Source organism: Bacillus sp. XF8 (assembly GCF_017498755.1).
GTDB classification, from domain to species: Bacteria; Bacillota; Bacilli; order Bacillales; family Bacillaceae_G; genus Bacillus_A; species Bacillus_A bingmayongensis.
This window is the reverse complement of the sequence record NZ_JAGDQK010000002.1, coordinates 129,800-152,876: the sequence shown is the minus strand read 5'-3', so window position 1 is coordinate 152,876 and position 23,077 is coordinate 129,800. Positions and strand designations below refer to the sequence as shown.

Below are 23,077 nucleotides of genomic sequence, written 5' to 3'. Positions count from 1 at the left end.
GCAGTTGCTTTTTTTATTTTTAAACTTTTAGTAAATTCATTGTTGCTTGTAAAAATAACTCTGTCCCATTAATTAAAGCTGATTCATCCACATCAAATTTTGGATGATGATGCGGATAACAAGTCTTGATTTTCTCATTTCCAGTTCCTAGTTTAATAAAACAGCCTGGCGCTTTTCTTAAATATGCCGAGAAATCTTCCCCTCCCATTGAAGGAGCAAGCTTTACAATTCTATCTTTTCCAAACAACTCTACCGCACTTTCTTCTACTATTTTTGTAATAAACGTATCATTGATGACCGGGTCATATCCATAACGATATGTATACGTATATGTTGCGCCATGTGCTTCTGTAATTCCTTTAGCAATTTGTTCAATCATCTCTTCTGCTTCTTTTCTCAAGGTTTGATCAAAAGAACGAACTGTTCCCATCAAATGTGCTGTATCAGGAATAATATTATCCGCTGTTCCTCCATGAAATTGTGTTACAGAAACAACTCTTTGCATAAAAGCACCTGTATTTCTAGATACAATATGTTGTAAATTGGCAATAATTTGTGCTCCAACTGTTATTGGATCAATCGTTTCCTCTGGCCTAGCAGCATGTCCTCCTCTCCCTTTTACTTCTATTGTAAATACATCGGGGGCAGCCATCATCGGTCCATATACAATCCCAATCTTTCCCGTTTCTAATCCAGACATAGCATGCAAGCCGATAATATAATCTACACCGTCCATTACACCGGCTTTTACCATTTCCTGCCCACCGCCAGGATACACTTCTTCAGCATGTTGAAATAAAAGGCGAATTTCCCCATCCCAATCCTCATTCATGTTCGCTATGGCTTCTGCTGTACCTAATAAAATAGCGGTATGTGCATCATGCCCACATGCATGCATAACTCCCGGAGTAACTGATGCATATGGTTTAGACGTCTCTTCTTGAATTGGCAGGGCATCCATATCTGCACGAATTGCTACTACTTTGCCATCTTTCTTTCCTTTTTTCTTTGCCATCACACTATACGTGGTCGGTCTTGTCACCTCGAAAGCTGCAAATGAACACAATGTATCATATATAAACTGTGAAGTTTTTTCTTCTTGGAATGATAGTTCAGGAAATTGGTGAAAATGCCTCCGCCACTTTATAATATTCTCCTCTGATACATATGCCTGCCATCCCTTTTTCAAATGATCCATTCCTGACAACCTCCCTTTCATTCTTCACATTGCTTATTTCACTGTGATGATTCAATTTCCTTGTAAGATTTTCATTTTCAAAAACGCTTTATACATTCCCTGCTCATTAAAAAAACAAATCCATTACAAATTCATATAGAATGTAATATAATTGCTAAGTTAGGGATTTTCTTTTTTAGTATTTAGTGCTACTATCAAAAAAGAGCCTTTTGTCTTATTTTTACCTAAAATGTGGAATTTTGTTTTTTTCACAATAATGTAGGACATGATACCTACATATAGTTATTATTTCATAAGAGAGGGAAAGAGATGGAAAGATTAAAAGAGATATGGTCTCGACCACTCACACAATGGTTTGCAAAAACTTTTTATTACCTTGCAATATTGTTTGCATTGCTTTGGTTGTATGGATTCCATGATACAAACACAAGCACATTTATTTACAATGAATTTTAGGGTGGGAACGTTATGAAGTTATTAGAACAAATCGAAAAATGGGCGGCTGAAACACCTGATCAAACCGCTTTCGTTTGGCGAGATGCGAAAATTACGTACAAACAATTAAAGGAAGACTCTGATGCACTAGCTCATTGGATTTCTTCTGAGTATGCAGATGATCACTCACCAATTATGGTTTACGGCCATATGCAGCCAGAAATGATCGTTAGCTTTTTAGGGTGTGTCAAAGCTGGACATGCTTACATTCCAGTAGATTTATCTATTCCAGCTGATCGTGTACAACGGATTGCTGAAAGTTCTGGTGCGAAATTACTTCTATCACCAGTAGAAGTAGCAGTAACTGATTTACCAGTTCGCATCATATCTGAAAACAACTTAAAAGACATTCTCTTTACTCATAAAGGGCAAACTCCAAACCCTGAGCTTGCAGTAAAAGATGATGAAAACTTCTACATTATTTACACGTCAGGGAGCACAGGTAATCCGAAAGGTGTACAAATCACTTACAATTGTCTTGTAAGTTTTACAAAATGGGCTACCCAAGATTTCAACTTACAAACAGGACAAGTATTTTTAAACCAAGCACCCTTTTCATTCGATTTATCTGTGATGGATGTTTATCCATCGTTAGTAACAGGTGGTACGCTTTGGGCAATTGACAAAGATATGATTGCACGTCCAAAAGATTTATTTGCTTCTTTAGAACAATCAGATGTACAAGTATGGACATCCACACCATCTTTTGCAGAAATGTGTTTAATGGAGCCATCTTTCTCTGAAAGTATGCTACCAAATATGAAAACATTCTTATTCTGCGGTGAAGTATTATCAAATGACGTAGCAAGAAAACTAATTGAACGTTTCCCAGAAGCAACAATTATGAATACGTACGGTCCAACAGAAGCAACTGTAGCTGTAACCGGCATTCATGTTACACAAGAAGTCGTTGATACGTACCAATCACTTCCAGTTGGTTACTGTAAATCTGATTGCCGTATTCTTATTATGAAAGAAGATGGTACGATTGCACCAGATGGTGAGAAAGGTGAAATCGTAATCGTTGGTCCAAGCGTAAGTGTTGGATATTTAGGAAGCCCTGAATTAACAGAAAAAGCATTCACAGTTATTGATGGCGAACGTGCCTACAAAACAGGAGATGCTGGCTATGTAGAAAACGGTCTCCTTTTCTATAATGGTCGTCTTGATTTCCAAATTAAATTACATGGTTATCGAATGGAATTAGAAGAAATCGAACATCACCTTCGTGGTTGCTCTTATGTGGAAGGAGCTGTCGTAATTCCGATTAAAAAAGGTGAGAGATACGATTACTTATTAGCGATTGTTGTTCCAGGAGAGCATTCATTTGAAAAAGAATTCAAATTAACATCTGCAATCAAAAAAGAACTCAATGAGCGATTACCAAATTACATGATTCCAAGAAAATTCATGTATCAATCTTCTATTCCAATGACACCAAATGGAAAGGTAGATCGCAAAAAATTATTGAGTGAGGTTACAGCATGACCGCATATGGATCATTTTATTTTTTCGCCATAGTGGGCATTTTATTAATACCTACTATTATAGCTGGATTAAAAGGTAAAATGCTGCGCAAATATAATGCTTTTCTAACGCTAGTCATGCTTGCAATTATCTTCTCTGATAAACCAAAGCAAGCAATGATGTTAGCAGCATTTATTATTTGGCAATACGTCCTTATTAAAGGCTATTTATTATTAAGAAAACAAAATAATAATACGTTTATGTTTTACATGGCTGTTATTTTGTCGATTTTGCCACTATTCTTAGCAAAAATCGCACCGTTTGTACCTGAATTAAAATTTGTTGTTTTTCTTGGTATGTCCTACGTAACATTTAGGGCAGTACAAATGGTATTTGAAGTTCGTGATAATTTAATTAAGGATTTCACATTCTTTAATTTTTGGGAGTTCGTTTTATTCTTCCCTGCTATCTCGACTGGACCTATCGATCGCTATCGTAGATTCCAAAAAGATATTCAAAAACCACCAAGCGCTGAAGAATATCAAAAATTACTATACACAGGGATTAACCGTATTTTTCAAGGCTTCCTGTATAAATTTATAATTGCATATTTGTTACAGAAGCATTTTGTTGATGCGGCATTTGCAAATCAAGATTCCATTTTCTCTAATGCAATCTATATGTATAGTTACAGTTTATACTTATTCTTCGATTTCGCTGGTTATAGCGCATTTGTAATTGGTGTCAGTTATATGATGGGTATTAAAACACCAGAAAACTTTAATAAACCATTTATCAGCCGTAATATTAAAGACTTTTGGAACCGTTGGCACATGAGCTTATCATTCTGGTTCCGTGACTTTATTTATATGCGCTTTGTCTTTTTCGCAACAAAGAAAAAATTAATAAAAAATCGCTATACGATTTCATATATCGGGGCATTTTTAAACTTTTTCATTATGGGAATTTGGCACATTTTAGGTGAACATGTATATCAATACATTATTTACGGTCTCTATCATGCTGCTTTGTTTATTTTGTTTGATATTTTCGAGCGAAAAAACAAGAAGCATAAGTTTTGGCCAAATAATAAATTCATGCATGTCCTTGCAATTGTGATTACGTTCCATTTCGTATGTTTCGGTTTCCTAATCTTCTCTGGTCACCTTAACAGATATTTCTAATGAATAACTTCTTTTCTTACAGCTAGGAAGTTACACATAATACATTTCGGATATAAAGGAGATTTTAAAAATGGCAGAATTTAAAGATCAAGTATTAGATATTTTAGAAGAAGTTTGTGAAAACGATATTGTAAAAGAAAACCCAGATGTACAATTATTTGAAGAAGGTATCCTTGATTCTTTCGGCACAGTATCTTTATTAGTAGAATTCCAAGAACGTCTAGATATCGAAGTATCTATTTCTGATTTTGATCGCGATGAGTGGGCAACACCAAACATGATCATTAAAAAGTTGGAAGATATCCGATGAAAAAAGCAACCTTTGGACCGATGCTCTTAGCATTGGCCCTTTTTGCTGTATTCCTACTTATTCCAACACGCTTTCTACTTCCACTTGTAAGTGATAAGAAAGTAGAACAGGCAGCAACTTCTTTAAAACAAGAAAAGATACAAAGTATGGTTTTACAGCAAAAAATGTTAGAAGATCCGAAATACCTTCCGATGTATGGTTCATCGGAATTTGCCAGAATGGATGCTTTTCATCCATCCAATTACTTTAAAGTAAAACCAGAAGGATTCACACCATTTCTTCTTGGACGTGGTGGAACACAAGACCTTATCCATGTGCTAAACTTTGCATCTACAATGGATCAATTAAAAGATAAAAAAATGGTCTTTATTCTTTCACCACAATGGTTTGTACCACAAGGAATTGATGAAACACACTTTGCACCTAACTTTTCTAAACAACAAGGCTATCATTTCCTTTTCAATAATGATCTAAAGCCTGAAATGAAAAAACAAATTGCAAAGCGCTTATTAAACTTTGAAATTGTAAAAAAAGAAACATTATTAAAAACATCTTTAGAAGGTATCGTCTATGATGATACGAAACATAAAATAAAAGCACTTGCTGCGAAACCTTTCGCTTATCTTTACCGTAATATTTTAGATCGCAAAGACATATTTACAGCAATGTTCAATATTAAACCGCATAAAGAACAACTTGATCCAGCATTGAAAAAAATGAACTGGGATGAGGCGCGTAAACACGCAGATCAAACTGGTGAATTAGAATCTAGAACAAATCAATATGGTATCGAAGATAGTTACTTCAATAACAAAATTAAAAAGAAATTGAAGCAACGCAAAGGTTACTTAAAAAATGATGCTTATGATCAATCACCAGAATATGAAGATTTACAAATTGCGCTTGATTTATTAAAGCAATCTGGTGCAAAACCACTCTTCATTTCTATTCCTGTAAAAGGTCCTTGGTATGATTATGCTGGATTCCCAAAAGAACGACGCGAATTATACTATAAGAAAGTTAATGAGCAAATTAAGCAAGCTGGCTATCCAATTGCTGACTTCTCAAACCATGAGTATGATAAATACTTCTTAAAAGATCATATGCACTTAGGATGGAAAGGCTGGGTATACATCGACGAAGCCATCCAGCAATTTTATAAAGCAAACTAATAAGAAAGACCGCTTGAATTATTCAAGTGGTCTTTTCGTATATATACTTTGTAATTTTTCTACGCTTACCTTTACTTCTGCCATCACCCGTTCAACAATTTGCTGAACTGACTCTTTTCTCGCTAACGAAGAAGCTTGCCCAGCCCAAAGTGACATATATTCCTCTTTATTTTGTTTTGCAGCTTCTTGACGTATTTTAGAAGTTAATACATTTTGAACTGGATACATTGGGAGTCGTTCTTCTTTTTCTTTATGTTGTTCTATAAATGTATTTCGAATCCCCCTTGCATATTTTCCAGAAAATGATCTCGTTATAGTTGTACTCGTATCTGTACTCTGCAGTACTGCTGTTTTATGTACCTCATGTGTAATGCTTTCTTCACTTGTTAAAAATGCCGTCCCCATTTGAACGCCTTCTGCACCCAATACATAAGCAGCAACAACACCTTGTCCATTCATAATGCCTCCTGCTGCTACAATTGGGATATGTGGTACTGCGACTACTAATTGAGGAATTAAAGCAAAAGTACCGATCATAGAATCTTGTTCTTTGCCAATAAAAGTTCCGCGGTGGCCTCCAGCTTCGCTACCTTGCCCTACAATTACATCTATCTCTAATTCAGCAAGCACCTTCGCTTCTGCCACATTTGTCGCTGTTCCAATTATCTTTATGCCCTCTTTCTTTAATAATGCAATCTCCTCTTGTTCTAACGTATGAAATGCAAAGCTTACAACTGGTACTTTTTCTTCCACTAATACTTGTAATTGTTCTTTATAACTTTTTGGAAGTTGCAATGCTTGTTCTTTATTTTCTTCTATACCTAACTCGTCTTTTATGGATACAAGTAACTCCTTCGCTTCTTGTACCTTTTCATCTTCAACTTCTATTTCCTTCGTAAGAAGTAAATTTACGCCAAATGGTTGATCCGTTAATTTACGTATTTTATGAATAGCATCTCGAATTTGCTCAGGACTCATATAACCAGCCCCAAGCGTTCCTAATCCTCCACTATTACATACAGCCGCAACAAGTTCTGGTGTCGTAATCGCACCTGCCATGCCTGCTTGAATAATTGGATACTTTATTTGTAATACATCAGTTACCCTACTTGTAAACATTTTTCTTTTCTCCCTTCTTATTCACTCTTATATTTTCTTGATTCAATAAACTTTCCCCTTCTTTTAACAGGATTGAACTTCTTATAAACGAATATATTGAAAGTGAAGGAGGAGATTGAAATGATTCAGCCAAATGCCTTACAACAAGGCGATACGGTAATGATTATTGCTCCTGCAGGACCACCAGTAATAGAACACGTTCTTACAGGAAAAAAAGTATTAGAAACTATGGGCCTATCTGTAATAATTGGCCAAAGCGTTTACGAGAAATACGGCTATTTAGCTGGAAATGATACAATCCGCCTTCAGGATTTACATAAAGCATTTGCAAACCCTGAAGTCAAAGGCGTTTTTTGCGCAAGAGGTGGATATGGAAGCGGTCGTCTCCTTCCTCATATTCAATATAAACTCATTCAAAACAATCCAAAAATTTTTTGGGGATATAGTGATATTACCGCTTTGCACATTGCTTTTTCACAATATGCAGGACTTGTTACTTTTCATGGGCCGATGATTGAAGAATTAGGAAAAGGGATCCATTCTCTCTCCTTATCTTCTTTCAATCAACTATTCCATCCGTATTCAACTATTTTACCCGGAGCAGAATGTATCACGACTACATCTACCTGCATTGTTTCTGCTCCATTAGTTGGGGGTAATTTAACAGTTTTAGTAAGTACACTAGGTACCCCCTATGAAATCTATACAGCAAATAAAATTGTATTACTTGAAGATGTTGGAGAAGAGCCGTATCGTATTGATCGCATGTTCAACCAATTACGTTTAGCAGGAAAATTGAATGAATGTGCAGGAGTTGTCTTCACAAGCTGCCATGATTGCATAGCCTCAAAGCAGTCTCTATCATTACAAAACATATTGTATGACTATCTCGCTTCATACAATATTCCTGTATTATTCGGTCTTCCTATTGGGCACGTGCAGCCAAATGTCGGAATACCACTTGGTATAACTGTTACAATGGACACTGAAAGAAATACTCTTTCTATCCCTCCAGGTATAAAATTTGTTCCACATTAACACACAGTAAAAGCTCAATAGGTGAATACTACTAATTATCATTGAAGAAAATACTCTATACACCTTTTCATTCACAAAAAAAGGAAAAGCATGTATCGCTTTTCCTTTATATTTTCTTTCCTTATACCGAGATGATTATAAGGAATGCTGACAATAATTTTTTACTGATAATAATTAAATATACGTCCAGATGCTATATCCGCAATTTCTTCTGGAATAAATGTTTTGCTAAGCTCTGTTCCAACATTCAATACCGCCGTTGCTTCTTGATCTAGATTTTCAAATAATTCTTTTCCACGTATCGTGATAAGGGGCGTTTCTTCCGGCAACACTTCTTTCACAAATTCTAATTGTGTAAAGAACGGTACGATCCATCTACCTTCTCCTTGGAAGTAACGCAAACGCAGTGTTCCTTCTGATGCAGAATCATCCGCCTCTATAGATCCAGCAACATAAAAATGAGTTGTTAGCAACAATTCATAAAATTCCTTTTGTTTTTGTTTATCATCTTCTGCTAAAACGAGTACTGTTTCTATCTTCTTTACTGGAATTTGTTCCATATGCTGCCACCCCTATTTTCAAAATGATTATACTTAGATTATACGAAATATTCTTATTTTTTTCTACATAATTATTCAAATATTTTATTGAAATAGTATCAATCATTTTTAGTTACAACTGCCCCATCCTTACCTTCTCTAATATTCCCGATGTTGTAGCAATGGTAGCGAATTCCTCATGAAGATTTACGAGGGTCATATTATGAATTTCTTCTGCGCAGTATTGTACACCGTCTGGTCCCTTTCGATTAAACGTAGCTGTTGCATCGCTTACTAAATACGTTGAAAATCCTAGATTTCCAGCCATCCGTGTCGTTGTTTCTACACAGTGATTCGTCGTTAATCCAACAATAATAACCGAGTTACAATTCTTCTCTTTTAATCGCTTTTCTAAATCTGTTCTAATAAATGCACTATTAACACACTTTTGAATAACAATCTCACCTTGTAATGGCTGCACTTCCTCTTTGAAATTAACTGTTTCTGCATCTGGGTGAAACATCGATTCTACGATTTCTTTATTCACATGCTGAATGTGAATAATAGGTAACCCTCTTTTTCTCCATTCTTCCAATAAACGTTTCATATTTTCTTCTGCAAAAGGGTTATTTCGTTCTCCCCAATACGGTAGATCAAATGCTTTTTGCACATCAATAATAATAAGTGCTGTTTGATTCGACATCATTGACCTCCTACTCTGCTGGCTGTAATTGAAATAAAAATCCAAGTTGTTGTGAAGCAGTAATAAAGCAAATATATGTACAGAGCTCTATAATCTCCGTCTCATTCCAATACTGTTTTAACACATCAAACATCTTATCATCTATCGCTGAACGATTATGTACAAATACATGTGCAAAAGTTACAGCAGTACTAATCTCTTCTATCTTTTGCATATCATCTGGTTTTCCCTTTGCCATGCAGTACGGACATTCATTTCCAAATGCAAGTGTTCTTCGTACTTGTTCTTTTAACTCCTTGGACAGAGTCCCTGTTTCATATAATGTATTCTCTAATGAACTCCAAGAGTGTAATATATCTGGACAATGACCTAATAATTTTTGAAACTTTGTTTCTCCTATATCTGATAATGAAATTCTCTCCATCATTTCTCCCCCTATTCCTTTCTATTTTATTGTAAAATAAAATAGATCCTTTTCATATTTCATATGAATCTTTATTTATATATTTTCTTTACAAAAATCATTATTTTACTGGAGGTATATTTACATATGCAATTAGATCGTGTAGATCGTAAAATTTTAAATGAATTATATAACGATAGCCGCCTCTCTATGCGGGAATTATCAAAACGCGTAAACTTATCTGCACCATCTACTGCAGAACGTGTTCGTAAGTTAGAAAATGAAGGTGTCATTCAAAAATATACAATTGATATTGATTATAAAAAAGCTGGGCTTGTTTTAGACTGCATTTTAGAAATTACCTTAAAAAATGGTGATACTACGCGCATGCAGCAATTTATTCAATCGTATCCATCCGCAAGCTTTTGTTATCGCGTAACAGGAAGCCTTTGTTATATTGTGAAAATTTCTGTTCCATCATTAGTTGAACTGGAAGAATTTATTAATGATGTTTCTTCATATGCAACAACTGTTTCTCATATCGTCTTATCAGAAGTATCCCTTACTCCTGATATTGAACATATTTTCCCAGAAGAACAAAATTAATTTTTATTCAAATTTTAATGAAAAACCCCTTACAAAAAGAATAAAAATGTTTTATTATGTATTAAAATACAAAAGTTCAAGAAAGGGGCATTACATTGAAAATTTGGTTTTACGAAAAAACTTTGCAAGAAGATGATTTACTTGGCATTTGGGATAATGTTCCCACCATCCCTCGAATTGGGGAAAAGGTGGAAATTTTAAAAACCGTTCGGACAGTTACAGATATTAAATATGTTAAAAACGGAAACAACTTCCACGTTGAAATTGTTATCCATTAAAATAGCAGCTCTCCTCAAGTATATCGGAGAGCTGCTGCTTTTCGTTTGTTATTGTTGTTCTGTTTTCCTTATAATAATTTGATTATTCTCTACCGTAACCGCTACATAATCATTCTCTTCTAATCCAAGCTGATTCACAGCTTCATCTGGCAGTTCTACAGCCATAAATCGCTCCGTTAACACGACTTGACTATATGTTTCATTTTGCGGTACTGATAAAATTGCCTTATCTTCATGAATAAAACGAAGAGGTGGTACTCCTACTTCTTTTACAGTTCGCCAATTTTTCCGAATAAAAGGTACCAACCATAGTAAGCTTATCAAAATTATAACAAGTCCAATCCATAAATTACTTTGTCCTTGTAATTCAGCAATCGAAATGGTATCATCAGTTCCTTCACCACTCGTTAATTGGATCGTAGTTGCAATACAATTATTCAATGCATGAACAGCAATATTCATCCATATATTTCTCGTTTTTATGTAAAGAAGACACATCACAACGCCGAATATAAAAGCACCAACAATATCAAAATGTCCTAAACCAAAAATAAGCGAAGACACAATCACAGCTCGTTTTATTCCCCACTTAAAAGCCATACGCTGTAAGAAGAAACCTCGAAAAATAACTTCTTCCATAATAGGTGCAAAAATACACGCTGAAATGAAACTGAATATCTGTGTGTAAATACTGCTCATATCAATTGCACCATTATCATTCAACATATCTACTAGAAAATCAGGAAAAATATGTGCTAATATGTAAAATTGAATAAAAGAGACACCGAATGAAAAAATCATTCCCATTGCAGTTGCAACTATAATTAACTTCCAATTTAATCGTGACGATTTATCAAAGAAACTAGTAAATATGATATTATTTTTTTGTGTTTTTATATATAGCCATAATAGTGGAAATACAAAAAACACCGAAACTTGCAATACTACATCCATAACAATGTCTGAAGCTCCTACAAAAGCTAACGGTAGCACTGTTACTAACATACCTAAAATCATCCATGCAAAAAAACTACGAAGCCGTATACGTGAAAATGCGTACTGAATAAAAAACACCTCCAAGATGATATATTTACATTGTAATATGAATATCATTAAAATTCTTCCTATTTTTCTCAGTTCACTTGCAACTAATATGCCTATTAAAATATATAATAAGAAATCTACTTTTGAAATTTTCTCAGTTTTAATTACAGTTAGTTTCGGACTAGTTTTTAACGCTGCACAAGCTAATACCGTAACTTCTGCATTCGACGGAGCTTTTCATATTGATTCAAAAATCGTTGGGATTTCATTAGCTGTACTAATCTGTCGTTATCTTCGGCGGTGTAAAACGAATTGCACGCGTCGTAGAAATGATTGTACCAATTATGGTGATCATTTACGTGGCAGTTGCATTATTTGTTGTCATGACAAATATTACATTAATTCCAGAAATGATAAAAGAAATTTTAGCGCATGCATTTGGTATAAAAGAAGTTGCTGGTGGTAGCTTCGGTGCAGCAGTTTTACTCGGTGTTAAACGTGGTTTATTCTCCAATGAAGCTGGTATGGGTAGTGCACAACGAGCAGCGACTGCTAACGTAGCACACCCTGTTAAACAAGGTTTCATTCAAACACTTGGTGTCTTTACAGATACATTATTAATATGTAGCTGTACTGCTTTTATTATCCTTTTATCAGACGTCCACGCTGGAACCGATTTAAATGGGATTCAGTTAACACAAGAAGCGTTAAAAACGCATATTGGTCCTTGGGCTCCACTCTTTGTCGCAGTGGCAATCTTCTTATTTGCTTTCAGTTCTCTAATGGGAAATTACTACTATGGCGAAACAAATATTGAGTTCTTAAATGGAAGTAAAACAACACTTATGATTTATCGTATCGCTATAATTGGTATGGTATTCTAGGTTCTGTGGCAACAATTCAAGTTGTCTGGGATTTAGCAGACCTATTTATGGGCGTTATGGCAATCTTCAACTTAGTTACAATTATTTTCTTAAGCAAATACGCATTTGCTGCACTTCGGGACTATATGAAGCAAAAAGAAGCTGGACAAGATCCTGTCTTCTACGCTGACAGCATTCCTGGTTTAGAAAACACAGCATGCTGGGATCGTGAAAAAACAGAAGAAAACGTTGGTTAAGGAAAATCCCCGCTTGCTACGGGGATTTTTTCTATTTCATAAATACATATATAGCTCCACCAAGTAATGTTACTAGAAATACAAACCACATTGGTTCCATGAAGTCTTCTATGTATGGACGGATGCTTCCTCCCGCCTAAAAAGAAAGGATTTTCATCTATTCTTGTTCATATTAAAATTTTATAATACATTTCGTTTTTGGAATAACGCACTTGATGCAACGAGCAATACTACGAAATATGCAATTACAAGTAATAATGATGTTGTGAAAGTAAATTCTGTAAATGTTGGTTCTGCGCCACCGCTAATTAATTTATTACTGTCGTACATACTTAAATTCAAATGGAAAAATACAACAAATTTCGTAACACCCTTTGCAAACATCATGAGCACCATATTAATTGCTCCTTGCAAGAAGAATAAAAATAATGTAATGATTAATGGTAATACTGATTTTCTAAAAACATTTGCCAAGAAAAAGGCAGTGTAGTGAGAGCTACACTGCCTTTTATTCTTCTATTTCGTTATCACTTCTGCCTCATTTTCTTCAAAAGGCCACTTCGGTAACATATTACGAAGTTCCTTATCAGAACGATAACCAAGTGCGTATTCCGCTTGCATAATCGTATGAATTTCACGTGTTCCTTCGTAAATAACTGGAGCTTTTGCATTTCGTAAGTATCGTTCTACTGGAAATTCATTTGAATATCCATATGCACCATGCACCTGTACTGCATCATTTGCCGCTTCAAATGCAGCGTCACAAGCAATCCATTTTGCTAAAGACGTTTCACGTGTATTACGCTTCCCTTTATTTTTTAGCCATCCTGCTTTATACACTAATAGCCTTGATATTTCTAGATTCGCAGACATTTTTGCAATCATTTGTTGTACGAGCTGATGTTTTCCGATTTCTTTTCCAAATGTCTTACGCTCTTCACAATATTTTACGCTCGCTTCTAAGCTTGCTTGAATAAGTCCACATGCTCCTGCCGCCACTGTAAAACGTCCATTATCCAGTGACGCCATCGCAATTTTGAATCCTTCCCCCTCTTCTCCAAGAAGGTTTGCCACTGGTACTTTTACATCATCTAAAAATACTTCACCTGTATTTCCAGCCCTGATACCAAGCTTGCCTTTTATCGCTTTTGTCGATACTCCTAGAAATGTTCGTTCTACAATAAAACAAGAAATACCTCGGTGCTTTAATTCCGGATTTGTTTTCGCAAATATTAAGAAATGATCTGCAACATCACATAACGAAATCCATGTTTTCGATCCATTTAATACGTAGTAATCGCCTTGTTTTACCGCTGTTGTTTGCATAGCAACGACATCTGATCCTGCATTTGGTTCCGTTAAACCAAACGCCCCAATCTTTTCACCTTTTGCTTGTGGAACAAGGTACTGTTGTTTTTGTTCTTCCGTTCCCCATTGAAGGAGTGTCATGCTATTTAATCCCGTATGTACAGATACAGCTGTACGAAAAGCTGTATCACCGCGTTCTAATTCCTCGCAAATGATAGCCAGCGTATTATAATCCATGCCTACGCCACCATACTGCTCTGGAATACAAACGCCCATAAATTGCAGCTCTGCTAAACGCTTCAAGATTTTTTCTTCAAAATGCCCTTTTTCATCCCATTCTTTAATGTACGGAATAATTTCATTATCTACAAAGGATCTCACTACTTTTCTAACACTTTGTTGTTCTTCTGTTAAAGAAAAATTCATTTGTAATACCTCCTTATATCCATTGATTTCTTTTCATTTCCATAATGCTTTCCTGAGAATAACCCAGATTTCTTAAAATTTGTTCTGTATGTTCACCGTGCAAGGGTGGATGTTTCTGCATCTGCACTGGTGTCTTTGTAAGATTTAATGGTGAACCTACAAGTTTAAGGTTCTCAATTGTCGGATGTTCCATATGAATTGTCATATCTCTCGCCACTGCCTGCTCTGTCTCTAACGCTTCTTTCACATTAAGAATTGGTCCATTTGGAATCCCTGCTTCATCCAAAAGTTGTTTCCACTCTTCTTTCTTTTTCTTCTTCATTTCATTTGCAATAATATTTACGAGCTCATCTTTATACTGAAGGCGACCTGCATTTGTTTTATAACGTTCTAAACTGGATAAATCTTGTCTACCAAGCAACACACAAAACTTATAAAACTGTTCGTCATTTCCAACCGCAACAACAAGATCCCCATCTTCCGCCTTAAATACTTGGTACGGAACAATATTCGGATGCTGGTTTCCAAGTCTCTCTGGCAATTCTCCTGTACACAAATAATTACTCGCTACATTTACTAATGCCGCTAATTGTGAATCAAATAAAGAAATATCAATTTCTTGCCCTTCTCCCGTCCTATTTCGGTGCTGCAGGGCGGCTAAAATCCCGATACACGTAAAAAGACCTGTGAGTACATCTGAAATTGCAACACCTACTTTGGCAGGCTCTTCATCCCTTCCTCCTGTTATACTCATAAGGCCACTCATCGCTTGAATCATATAATCATAACCTGGCAGATATGAAGCAGGACCCTTTTGGCCAAAACCACTAATAGAAGCTAGAATAATATCTTCCTTCACCTCTTGTAACACTTCATAACCAAGACCCATTCTCTCTAGTGTTCCCGGCTTGAAATTTTGCACAACGATATCAGCATGAGAAACAAGCTTTTTCAAAACATCCTTTCCCATTTCTGATTTTAAATTTAATGTAATAGATTCTTTATTACGATTTGCACAAAGAAAATATGCACTTTCTCCTCCGGCAAAAGGTGGCCCCCACCCTCTTGTATCATCACCATTTCCTACATTCTCAACTTTTATTACCTCGGCCCCTAAATCACCGAGAATCATCGTGCAAAAAGGACCGGCAAGAACCCTAGATAAATCAATAATTTTGATTCCTTGTAATGCTCCTTCCACTCCTTATCCTCCTATAGTAAAAACCAGTAAAACCATTGAGAAAGAAAGGTGACATGGTGGTTTTACTGGTTTGTATTTACAAGTTATTGTATAAAAAAATTATTGTGCTTTTACTTGTGCTAACACTGATTTAAATGCATTGATTACCGTATCTACCTCTTCATAACTAATTGTAAGTGATGGTTCAATACGAATTGTTTTCGAATTAATTAAAGTTCCAGCTACAAGGATTCCTTGATCAAACATTGCTTTTGATACTTCATATCCAATCTCATCTTTATGGAATTCAATACCAATCATTAAACCTTGGCCACGAATTTCAAAGACTTTGTCTTCATGCCCTTCTGCTGCTTTCTTCAATCCGTTTAAGAAGTACTCCCCAACTTCCGCAGCTCGTTCTGGTAATTTCTCTTCCAATAATACATGGATTGTTGCAATTGCAGCAGCACATGCAAGTGGATTTCCGCCAAATGTTGTTGTATGCATAAATGGATTTTCAAACCAGCTTTTGAATACTTTTTCTTTGGCAACAATTGCACCTGCTGGCATTACGCCCCCACCAAATGCCTTCGCAAGACAAATAATATCTGGCACCACATCATATAATTCTGCAGCAAACATTTTTCCTGTGCGTCCCATTCCAGTTTGCACTTCATCAAAAATAAGTAGTGATCCAAATTCATCACAGAGTTCTCTTACTTGTTTCAGGTAATTTTCTGGAGGTAAAATAATACCACCTTCTCCTTGAATCGGTTCTAAAATAACAGCCGCAACATCTTCTCCTACTAATGCACACGTTTCAAATGTTTTTCTCATCATCTCGATATCACCAAATGGAACGTGACGGAAACCTGGAATTAATGGTAAAAATGGTTTACGGAACATTCCTTTTGCTGTTCCAGATAGAGAGCCAAGGCTCTTTCCGTGAAAGGCGCGCGTTGTTGAAATGAAAGTTGTTCGTTCACTGTACATTTTCGCTAGTTTTAATGCTGCCTCCACACTTTCTGTCCCACTATTTGTAAAGAAAGCATATTTCAAATCACCAGGTGTAATATCCGCTAAAATTTTTGCAAGAATCGCACGAAGTGGATCTAATAAGTCCTGACTATGCAATGCTTGACGCTTTAATTGATCCGTTACAGCTTTTACTACCTTCGGATTACGATGCCCAACATTATAAATCCCAAATCCACCTAAACAATCAATATATTTTTTACCATTGATATCCATAAAGCAAGATCCTTCATCAGACCATTCTACTGCTGCAAATTGACCATCTTTTGTTACCGTTTTTCTATATGCAAGAAAACCAGGATTTACGTGTTCTCTAAATCCATCTACTGTTTCTTTTTGGATCCAGTTCGCCTCTTCTTCAGAAACTTTCTCTTTTTCGATTAGTTGCAGTACTTTCGTAATATAATCATTTACACTCGTATTCTTCACATCTTGTTCGTTAAATTTACTTTTCACATTCGTTCCCATCTATTTCACTCCTATAGTTTTTTTATTTGCAAACCAACCAATTGGTTCTACTTCTAGATTTATATTAATCTGCTTAATTTCTTGGAATTCCTCTAAACCAAACGTTCCTAAACTACGACCGATACCACTTTGTTTATATCCGCCCCAAGGCGCCTCGTTGTATGTTGGATGATAACTATTAATCCACGTAATTCCTGCGCGAAGCTTGCGGATTACACGCATCGCTTTTGCACCATCAACTGTGAACACACCTCCAGCTAAGCCGTAATCTGTACCGTTCGCTAGTTCAATTGCTTCCTGTTCACTCTTAAATTTTTGGATAACTACAACAGGACCAAAAATTTCTTCCTGCACAATACGCATATCAGGTTTTACATTGACAAAGACCGTTGGTTCAATAAAGAAACCATCACCTTTCACATCCGCTAGTATACGCTTTCCTCCGCAAGCAATTTCTGCTCCTTCATCTTTCCCAATCTCAATATAGCGTAATACTTTTTCCATATGCTCTTGACTTACAAGCGGCCCCATCTCTGATTCTGGGTTATTACCAGGGCCAACATTAATTTGTTTTGCCCGTTCTACGAAACGAGTAACAAATTTATCGTAAACGCTTTCTTCAACAAGAATTCTTGACCCTGCTGAACATACTTGACCAGTACCTGCATAAATACCAAATAGGGCATAATCGACAGCCGTTTCAAAATCTGCATCTGCAAAAATAATATTTGGTGATTTCCCTCCAAGTTCTAGCGAAATTTTTTTCATATTATCTGCCGCTGTTCTCATAATGTGCTTTCCAGTCTTCGTTCCACCTGTAAAAGAAATCATATCTACTTTATCGCTCGCCGCAATTTCATTTCCTACTATTAGCCCTGCACCCATCACCATATTCGCAACACCTGTTGGTAACTCTACTTTTTCAAAGATTTCGAATAACTTTGTTGCAGTGATTGGTGTAACTTCAGAAGGTTTAAATACAATCGTGTTTCCAGCCGCTAAAGCAGGAGCAATTTTCCATACACTCATAAGTAACGGATAATTCCAAGGAACAATTAATCCACAAACACCAACTGGCTCTCTAACTACCATAGCTTGCATTGGATCAGCTACATGATATGTTTGTCCATCAGGTTTTGTAATAAGCCCTGCATAATAACGGAAACAGGCCGCCGCATCTCCAACATCACCTTCTGCCTCACGATACGTTTTCCCGTTATCCATCGTTTCAAGGCGAGTAAGTTCTTCCATATTTTTATCAATCTCATCTGCTATTTTAAATAAATAAGATGCTCTTTCAGCAGCGGATGTTTCTGACCAAATTCCGCTATCAAAAGTCGCTCTTGCCACTTCTATCGCGTATTTCACATCCTCAATTGTCCCTTCAGGTGCATATGCGATAACCTTGCCATTCGCAGGGTTAATAATAGGTCTTTTCTCTTGATTACTAGAATCTCTCCATTCACCGTTTAGATACATTTTTAAATCTAGCACTGTATATAATCCCCCTTTGTCAATCGTTCATATATTATATAAGCAATAATTGTGCCAATATTTTAAATACGAAGGAATCCTACAAAAACTGACTATTCCCTCCAGTAGAACATATGAACTTATGCATTTTTGCATAGGTTATTACATTTCGCATAATTACGGATTCAAAAAAAAGGAGCAGCTTATGTAAGCTACTCCTTTTACTTTTAAAAATATGGAATTGTATCGATTGCCATTTCTTTTTCATTCACGATTTTTTGATATTTACGACTAACAGAAGATTGGCTAATTCCAAGGGCTTTCGCTGCCTTCGTCGTTGTTTTATACTGCTTCATTGCGAGTAAGATTAATTGCTCTTCCACAGAATGTAACGCTTCATGTAAGGGTAACACTCTTGTAATAACCGGTTTTGACTTTTTAAAATCATATCCAGGAGTTAGGAATTTACTAACAAATTCAGCTTCAATAACTGGATCATCTGCCGATACTACTAAACGTTCAATCATATTCTGTAACTCTCGTACATTTCCTGGCCATGAATAAAACTCTAGTAAGTTAAGTGCATCAGGGGTTAAGTGATAGTTTCTATTATATTTTTCATTTAACTGCTGTAAGAAATGAAATGCGAGTACTGGAACATCTTCCATTCGTTCTCTAAGCGGCGGAACTTGCAGTGGAATTACATTTAAGCGATAAAATAAATCTTCACGGAATGTACCAGCCTCCACCATTTTTTCAAGACTTTTATTCGTAGCAGCAATAATTTGAACGTTTATTTTTGTAGGTATCGTACTTCCAATCGGAATTACTTCTTGTTCTTGTAACACCCTAAGTAATTTCACTTGTAAATGTAAAGGCATTTCTCCAATCTCATCTAAAAATAATATGCCTTGATCAGCTCTCTTAAAGTATCCTTCTTTTCCATTTTTGTCAGCGCCAGTAAAAGCACCCTTCGTATAACCAAATAATTCACTTTCTAATAATGATTCTGGAATCGCACCGCAATTTAATTTTAAAAATGGCTTCGCAGAACGACTTCCAAGTTGATGAATCGCTTGTGCGATGACTTCCTTTCCAACGCCTGATTCTCCAGAAATAAGAACATTTGAAGAAAAGTCAGCGATTTTTTTTGCTTGATTAATAATTTGCTCCATTTTCGGACTACAATAAATAAGTTTCTTAAGAAAGCGATCTTTATTTTTAAAGCTGTCTAACTCTTTCTTATATTGTTCAGATATCTTTTTTATCTCATGCAATTCCGTCTTTAATCGCGTTGCTTCTGTAATATCTCTTGAGGCAATAATAATACGATGAAGCTCTCCATTTTCATTAAACACAGGATTTCCAACGGCTAATATCTTTCTACCGTTTTTTGTCTCTTGTACAATCGATACCTTTTTTTGTTGTTCCAACACTAATCGCGTAACGGATGGACTAAATAACCCTTTTTTCTCTAAGTCTAAAAGATTTTTTCCTAAAAGATCCTTCAAATCGCCTCCCCAAAAATCATTGATAACGGTTTCACTATAACGGATTAATTCCCCTTTATGATTGACTACTAATATTTCATCATAAATGCTAGATAAAATTGCATGTAAATCTTTATTTAAATCCTTTATATATTCAATTTCCATAGCCATATCCTCAACCATCGGTAAATCTTGCACAATAATAACCATTCCTTCAATTTTTTGATCGAAGCTTGGAATTGGACTGTAGTCAACTAATACTCCCATCTCATTTGTTATTTGCAATTGATTTAAAATCGTTTTTCCCGTTGCAAATACATTGTTAATATGCTCCCCATTAAAAATCTGTTTTGCTGGTACATTCAGTACTTTTTCAGGAGTAGATTTAATCATCTTCAAACCAGATTCATTACAATTTACAATTTTCTTTTCACGATCTACTACAAAAATCCCCATTGGAATAGACGTTAAAATGATTTTCAGTATATCGACACTTTTATTTTCTTGCTTAAATAGTTCTGCAAAAACATCCTCTCTTCTTATGTATCCTGTTAATTCTCCTATTTCATTTTTCACTATGGCAATAGGTGCCCCGATAATTTGAAATAGAGCTGTTAAGGAAATATTTTTGCTAAGATGACATATTGTATCTAGTGAAACAGTATTTGAAAGTAATGCTTGGGTAGTTAGTCCCTCACTTCTTGATAGCAGATCCTTCACATGGACGTATGCAAATAATTGATCTTCTCTTTTTAAAAACAGAAAAGATTCTTTTATATTTTTAACATCTATATTCCATTCCTTTTCAGGTTGATCGATAGGTACAGAAACAATAGGTCTAATTTTTTTATGAGCAATGGAAAACATTCTGCTAATCCTCCTTTGAACTACTTAACTTGTATTGTAACATTAAAAACAGATTTTTTTAATTAATCTGATAATATACATTTTTTACTTACTTTAATAAAAAAAGGAAGATGAATGGTTCCATCTTCCTAATTGTCTATAATTAATCACTACCACTAATTAAAATATCTTCCTGAATATAAGCTAATACCATACCTGGAATTACTTTATCTCCTGCTTCTACTTCTAAAGATTGTACTTCTCCGCTACATCCCATTTTGATTACTTCCATCTTTCCATTCATATCTTTAATAGCAAATAGCGGTTCCCATTCATAAATTCGAGCGTCCTTATCAATAGACACTTTTTCAACCGTTCCATAGCATGGACTTGTAACTATCTCATAATACAAAATGAATCATTCCCTTCTCTTATTCTATTAATATTGTTCTGCCAACATTTGTGACTGAAGAATCATGTGAAAAAAACTTTGAAAATCTTCTACATCTTCTACTTCAATCCCTAACTTAGGTGCCCAATATTGTTCCTGTTCAATATCTTCTTGACTTAATAGAATCATTCTTCCATTTTGAATAGATGTGACCATTGCTTTTCCAAAAAACTGCTGTGAATAAGCAACCGCTAGATCATATCGATGATGATTCGACACAATACAGTAATAACCAACTGGTTGTTTTTCAATTTCTTCTAATAGAATATCAAGTTTCATTTGATTCCTCCTTTTAACTTAAAAATGCAACCAACCTCTTAGACGCGATGCCTCTACAATTTTACGAACTCCTTCTATATAAGCAGCGATTTTCATATTTACCCCAAACCGTTTTGAAGTGTTGAATACATTAGAAAAGCTAGATGTAATTTTCTCTTTTAAACATTGGTCAACATATTGCTCTGTCCAATAATATCCTTGGTTATTTTGGCACCACTCAAAATAAGAAACAATAACCCCTCCAGAGTTCGCTAAAATATCTGGGACAACTAAAATGTCTTTCTCTTCTAACATCGCTATTGCTTCTTTTGTTGTCGGACCATTTGCAGCCTCAATGACAATCTTACACCCAAGCCTTTCTGCATTATGTTTCGTAATCACTCCTCCAATTGCTGCTGGAATGAGTACATCACATTCCTTTTCTAACAACTCTTGGTTAGAGATTGTTTTACTAAAAAGGTTCGATACGACACCAAAAGAATCTCGATTTTCTAGTAAATAAGGAACGTCTAAACCGTCTGGATTATAAATACCACCTAAAGCATCAGATACTCCTACTACTTTCACACCAATATCATATAAATATTTTGCTAAATAGCTTCCAACGTTTCCAAACCCTTGAATGATTACTTGCATATTTTGAAGCTGAATATGTTTTAGCTCACTAACTATTTGAAGCGTGTAAAACACTCCTTTAGACGTAGCTGTTTCCCGTCCTTGTGATCCTCCTAGCATTAATGGTTTTCCGGTAATAAAGCCTGGAGAGTCAAATTCTCTAATATGATCATATTCATCCAGCATCCAAGCCATAATTTGCGCATTTGTATACATATCAGGTGCTGGAATATCTTTAGTAGGTCCAACAATTTGGCTTACCGCTCTTACATAACCACGGCTAAGTAACTCTAATTCTCTGAAACTCATCTCCTGCGGATTACAAATAATCCCGCCCTTCGCACCTCCATATGGAAGTCCCGTTACTCCACATTTCAAGCTCATCCAACCAGCAAGCGCCTTTACTTCCTCTGCTGTAACATCTGGATGAAACCGAATGCCACCTTTTGTTGGTCCTGCTGCATCATTATGCTGGGCACGATACCCTTGAAATACTTTTGTTCTTCCATCATCCATTCGAACAGGAATACTTACTTCTAAAAAACGCATCGGCTTTTTCAGAAAATCGAATACTTCCTCTGGATAACGCAAAGCCTGGAGTGCTTCTTTTAATATGGCCTGAAATTCCTCTAAAGGATTTTCAAGTTCAACTGTAGTTGTATGTTTTTCTGATTGAATTGCCACGATAACACCTCATTTTTATATTTTTACTAATTGTATAAAGCAATAATCGTGCCAATTGAAAATATCGTGTTAATCGTATTGTCTCAGCCTTCTCACTTATATTTTTTCTTCCCTTCCTTATGAACAGTTGAATGATTTATGCAACC

At 35.6% G+C, this 23,077-nt stretch carries 22 protein-coding genes and 2 pseudogenes; 9 read left to right on the top strand and 15 right to left on the bottom strand.

Annotation, left to right across the window (positions count from 1 at the left end; genetic code table 11):
* Positions 1-19 precede the first annotated feature (19 nt).
* Complete coding sequence (locus J4P91_RS01205; protein WP_374192004.1) at positions 20-1,198, bottom strand: M20 metallopeptidase family protein; 1,179 nt, start codon at positions 1,196-1,198, stop codon at positions 20-22.
* A 309-nt stretch (positions 1,199-1,507) separates the two neighbouring features.
* Here J4P91_RS01205 and J4P91_RS01200 point away from each other — a divergent pair, with 309 nt between their 5' ends.
* From J4P91_RS01200 to dltD, 5 genes are all read left to right on the top strand, one after another.
* A complete protein-coding gene (locus J4P91_RS01200) occupies positions 1,508-1,654 on the top strand; it encodes a teichoic acid D-Ala incorporation-associated protein DltX (RefSeq protein WP_003206349.1) in 147 nt (48 codons plus the stop codon).
* A 12-nt stretch (positions 1,655-1,666) separates the two neighbouring features.
* Complete coding sequence (gene dltA / locus J4P91_RS01195; RefSeq protein ID WP_207992646.1) at positions 1,667-3,181, top strand: D-alanine--poly(phosphoribitol) ligase subunit DltA; 1,515 nt, start codon at positions 1,667-1,669, stop codon at positions 3,179-3,181.
* Positions 3,178-4,344, top strand: coding sequence for a D-alanyl-lipoteichoic acid biosynthesis protein DltB (dltB, locus tag J4P91_RS01190; RefSeq protein WP_207992645.1), 1,167 nt, complete (start codon positions 3,178-3,180; stop codon positions 4,342-4,344). The genes dltA and dltB overlap by 4 nt, the downstream gene beginning before the upstream one ends.
* 70 nt (positions 4,345-4,414) lie before the next feature.
* Positions 4,415-4,654 (top strand): D-alanine--poly(phosphoribitol) ligase subunit DltC, encoded by a 240-nt coding sequence (gene dltC / locus J4P91_RS01185; protein ID WP_016113973.1) that lies wholly within the window; start codon positions 4,415-4,417, stop codon positions 4,652-4,654.
* On the top strand, positions 4,651-5,826 hold the full coding sequence (gene dltD / locus J4P91_RS01180) for a D-alanyl-lipoteichoic acid biosynthesis protein DltD (RefSeq protein WP_207992644.1): 1,176 nt from the start codon (positions 4,651-4,653) through the stop codon (positions 5,824-5,826). The genes dltC and dltD overlap by 4 nt, the downstream gene beginning before the upstream one ends.
* An 18-nt stretch (positions 5,827-5,844) precedes the next feature.
* Here the strand turns inward: dltD and J4P91_RS01175 are convergent, their stop codons facing one another.
* Positions 5,845-6,945 (bottom strand): NAD(P)H-dependent flavin oxidoreductase, encoded by a 1,101-nt coding sequence (locus J4P91_RS01175; RefSeq protein ID WP_207992643.1) that lies wholly within the window; start codon positions 6,943-6,945, stop codon positions 5,845-5,847.
* 120 nt (positions 6,946-7,065) lie between these two features.
* Here J4P91_RS01175 and J4P91_RS01170 point away from each other — a divergent pair, with 120 nt between their 5' ends.
* Positions 7,066-7,983, top strand: a complete 918-nt coding sequence (locus tag J4P91_RS01170) for a S66 peptidase family protein (protein WP_207992642.1) — start codon at positions 7,066-7,068, stop codon at positions 7,981-7,983.
* 161 nt (positions 7,984-8,144) lie between these two features.
* On the opposite strand, the gene J4P91_RS01165 is transcribed toward J4P91_RS01170, so the two are convergent.
* The 3 genes from J4P91_RS01165 to J4P91_RS01155 form a co-directional block, all read right to left on the bottom strand.
* Positions 8,145-8,543 (bottom strand): SseB family protein, encoded by a 399-nt coding sequence (locus J4P91_RS01165; protein ID WP_017152650.1) that lies wholly within the window; start codon positions 8,541-8,543, stop codon positions 8,145-8,147.
* Positions 8,544-8,655: 112 nt separating this feature from the next.
* Positions 8,656-9,225, bottom strand: coding sequence for a cysteine hydrolase family protein (locus J4P91_RS01160; RefSeq protein WP_207992641.1), 570 nt, complete (start codon positions 9,223-9,225; stop codon positions 8,656-8,658).
* 10 nt (positions 9,226-9,235) lie between these two features.
* A complete protein-coding gene (locus J4P91_RS01155; RefSeq protein WP_243763660.1) occupies positions 9,236-9,652 on the bottom strand; it encodes a carboxymuconolactone decarboxylase family protein in 417 nt (138 codons plus the stop codon).
* Positions 9,653-9,775: 123 nt separating this feature from the next.
* Between J4P91_RS01155 and J4P91_RS01150 the strand changes: the two genes are divergently transcribed.
* The gene (locus J4P91_RS01150; RefSeq protein WP_003196118.1) at positions 9,776-10,234 is read left to right on the top strand and encodes an Lrp/AsnC family transcriptional regulator; all 459 of its coding nucleotides are present in this window, start codon (positions 9,776-9,778) and stop codon (positions 10,232-10,234) included.
* Between the two features lie 95 nt (positions 10,235-10,329).
* Positions 10,330-10,512: a DUF3913 family protein gene (locus J4P91_RS01145; protein WP_017152654.1), complete on the top strand. Its 183-nt coding sequence runs from the start codon at positions 10,330-10,332 to the stop codon at positions 10,510-10,512.
* A 48-nt stretch (positions 10,513-10,560) separates the two neighbouring features.
* Here the strand turns inward: J4P91_RS01145 and J4P91_RS01140 are convergent, their stop codons facing one another.
* The gene (locus J4P91_RS01140) at positions 10,561-11,577 is read right to left on the bottom strand and encodes a CPBP family glutamic-type intramembrane protease (RefSeq protein ID WP_207992925.1); all 1,017 of its coding nucleotides are present in this window, start codon (positions 11,575-11,577) and stop codon (positions 10,561-10,563) included.
* Between the two features lie 127 nt (positions 11,578-11,704).
* Between J4P91_RS01140 and J4P91_RS01135 the strand changes: the two are divergent.
* A pseudogene (locus tag J4P91_RS01135) lies at positions 11,705-12,676 on the top strand (alanine/glycine:cation symporter family protein); the annotation flags it as partial.
* Between the two features lie 180 nt (positions 12,677-12,856).
* On the opposite strand, the pseudogene J4P91_RS01130 reads toward J4P91_RS01135, so the two are convergent.
* The 9 genes and pseudogenes from J4P91_RS01130 to J4P91_RS01090 form a co-directional block, all read right to left on the bottom strand.
* Positions 12,857-13,159, bottom strand: a pseudogene (locus J4P91_RS01130) (ABC transporter permease); the annotation flags it as partial.
* Positions 13,160-13,192: 33 nt separating this feature from the next.
* Positions 13,193-14,410 (bottom strand): acyl-CoA dehydrogenase family protein, encoded by a 1,218-nt coding sequence (locus J4P91_RS01125; RefSeq protein ID WP_207992639.1) that lies wholly within the window; start codon positions 14,408-14,410, stop codon positions 13,193-13,195.
* A gap of 13 nt (positions 14,411-14,423) precedes the next feature.
* Positions 14,424-15,611, bottom strand: a complete 1,188-nt coding sequence (locus tag J4P91_RS01120) for a CaiB/BaiF CoA transferase family protein (protein ID WP_207992638.1) — start codon at positions 15,609-15,611, stop codon at positions 14,424-14,426.
* 99 nt (positions 15,612-15,710) lie between these two features.
* Positions 15,711-17,093: a putrescine aminotransferase gene (locus tag J4P91_RS01115; protein WP_207992637.1), complete on the bottom strand. Its 1,383-nt coding sequence runs from the start codon at positions 17,091-17,093 to the stop codon at positions 15,711-15,713.
* Positions 17,094-18,587, bottom strand: a complete 1,494-nt coding sequence (locus tag J4P91_RS01110; RefSeq protein WP_207992636.1) for an aldehyde dehydrogenase family protein — start codon at positions 18,585-18,587, stop codon at positions 17,094-17,096. It abuts the gene before it with no gap.
* Between the two features lie 206 nt (positions 18,588-18,793).
* Positions 18,794-20,923 carry a sigma 54-interacting transcriptional regulator gene (locus J4P91_RS01105; RefSeq protein ID WP_207992635.1) on the bottom strand — a complete coding sequence of 710 codons (2,130 nt, stop codon included), beginning with the start codon at positions 20,921-20,923 and terminating at the stop codon, positions 18,794-18,796.
* Between the two features lie 142 nt (positions 20,924-21,065).
* Complete coding sequence (locus tag J4P91_RS01100) at positions 21,066-21,314, bottom strand: biotin/lipoyl attachment domain-containing protein (protein ID WP_207992634.1); 249 nt, start codon at positions 21,312-21,314, stop codon at positions 21,066-21,068.
* A 27-nt stretch (positions 21,315-21,341) separates the two neighbouring features.
* Positions 21,342-21,632 (bottom strand): SAV0927 family protein, encoded by a 291-nt coding sequence (locus J4P91_RS01095; RefSeq protein ID WP_207992633.1) that lies wholly within the window; start codon positions 21,630-21,632, stop codon positions 21,342-21,344.
* An 18-nt stretch (positions 21,633-21,650) separates the two neighbouring features.
* Positions 21,651-22,931: a Glu/Leu/Phe/Val family dehydrogenase gene (locus tag J4P91_RS01090; RefSeq protein WP_207992632.1), complete on the bottom strand. Its 1,281-nt coding sequence runs from the start codon at positions 22,929-22,931 to the stop codon at positions 21,651-21,653.
* Positions 22,932-23,077: the final 146 nt, after the last annotated feature.

Coding starts and splice junctions, on each gene's coding strand:
- J4P91_RS01205 (WP_374192004.1), bottom strand. CDS start 1,198: ATGGATCATTTGAAAAAGGGATGGCAGGCATATGTATCAGAGGAGAAT.
- J4P91_RS01200 (WP_003206349.1), top strand. CDS start 1,508: ATGGAAAGATTAAAAGAGATATGGTCTCGACCACTCACACAATGGTTT.
- dltA (WP_207992646.1), top strand. CDS start 1,667: ATGAAGTTATTAGAACAAATCGAAAAATGGGCGGCTGAAACACCTGAT.
- dltB (WP_207992645.1), top strand. CDS start 3,178: ATGACCGCATATGGATCATTTTATTTTTTCGCCATAGTGGGCATTTTA.
- dltC (WP_016113973.1), top strand. CDS start 4,415: ATGGCAGAATTTAAAGATCAAGTATTAGATATTTTAGAAGAAGTTTGT.
- dltD (WP_207992644.1), top strand. CDS start 4,651: ATGAAAAAAGCAACCTTTGGACCGATGCTCTTAGCATTGGCCCTTTTT.
- J4P91_RS01175 (WP_207992643.1), bottom strand. CDS start 6,945: ATGTTTACAAGTAGGGTAACTGATGTATTACAAATAAAGTATCCAATT.
- J4P91_RS01170 (WP_207992642.1), top strand. CDS start 7,066: ATGATTCAGCCAAATGCCTTACAACAAGGCGATACGGTAATGATTATT.
- J4P91_RS01165 (WP_017152650.1), bottom strand. CDS start 8,543: ATGGAACAAATTCCAGTAAAGAAGATAGAAACAGTACTCGTTTTAGCA.
- J4P91_RS01160 (WP_207992641.1), bottom strand. CDS start 9,225: ATGTCGAATCAAACAGCACTTATTATTATTGATGTGCAAAAAGCATTT.
- J4P91_RS01155 (WP_243763660.1), bottom strand. CDS start 9,652: ATGATGGAGAGAATTTCATTATCAGATATAGGAGAAACAAAGTTTCAA.
- J4P91_RS01150 (WP_003196118.1), top strand. CDS start 9,776: ATGCAATTAGATCGTGTAGATCGTAAAATTTTAAATGAATTATATAAC.
- J4P91_RS01125 (WP_207992639.1), bottom strand. CDS start 14,410: ATGAATTTTTCTTTAACAGAAGAACAACAAAGTGTTAGAAAAGTAGTG.
- J4P91_RS01115 (WP_207992637.1), bottom strand. CDS start 17,093: ATGGGAACGAATGTGAAAAGTAAATTTAACGAACAAGATGTGAAGAAT.
- J4P91_RS01105 (WP_207992635.1), bottom strand. CDS start 20,923: ATGTTTTCCATTGCTCATAAAAAAATTAGACCTATTGTTTCTGTACCT.
- J4P91_RS01095 (WP_207992633.1), bottom strand. CDS start 21,632: ATGAAACTTGATATTCTATTAGAAGAAATTGAAAAACAACCAGTTGGT.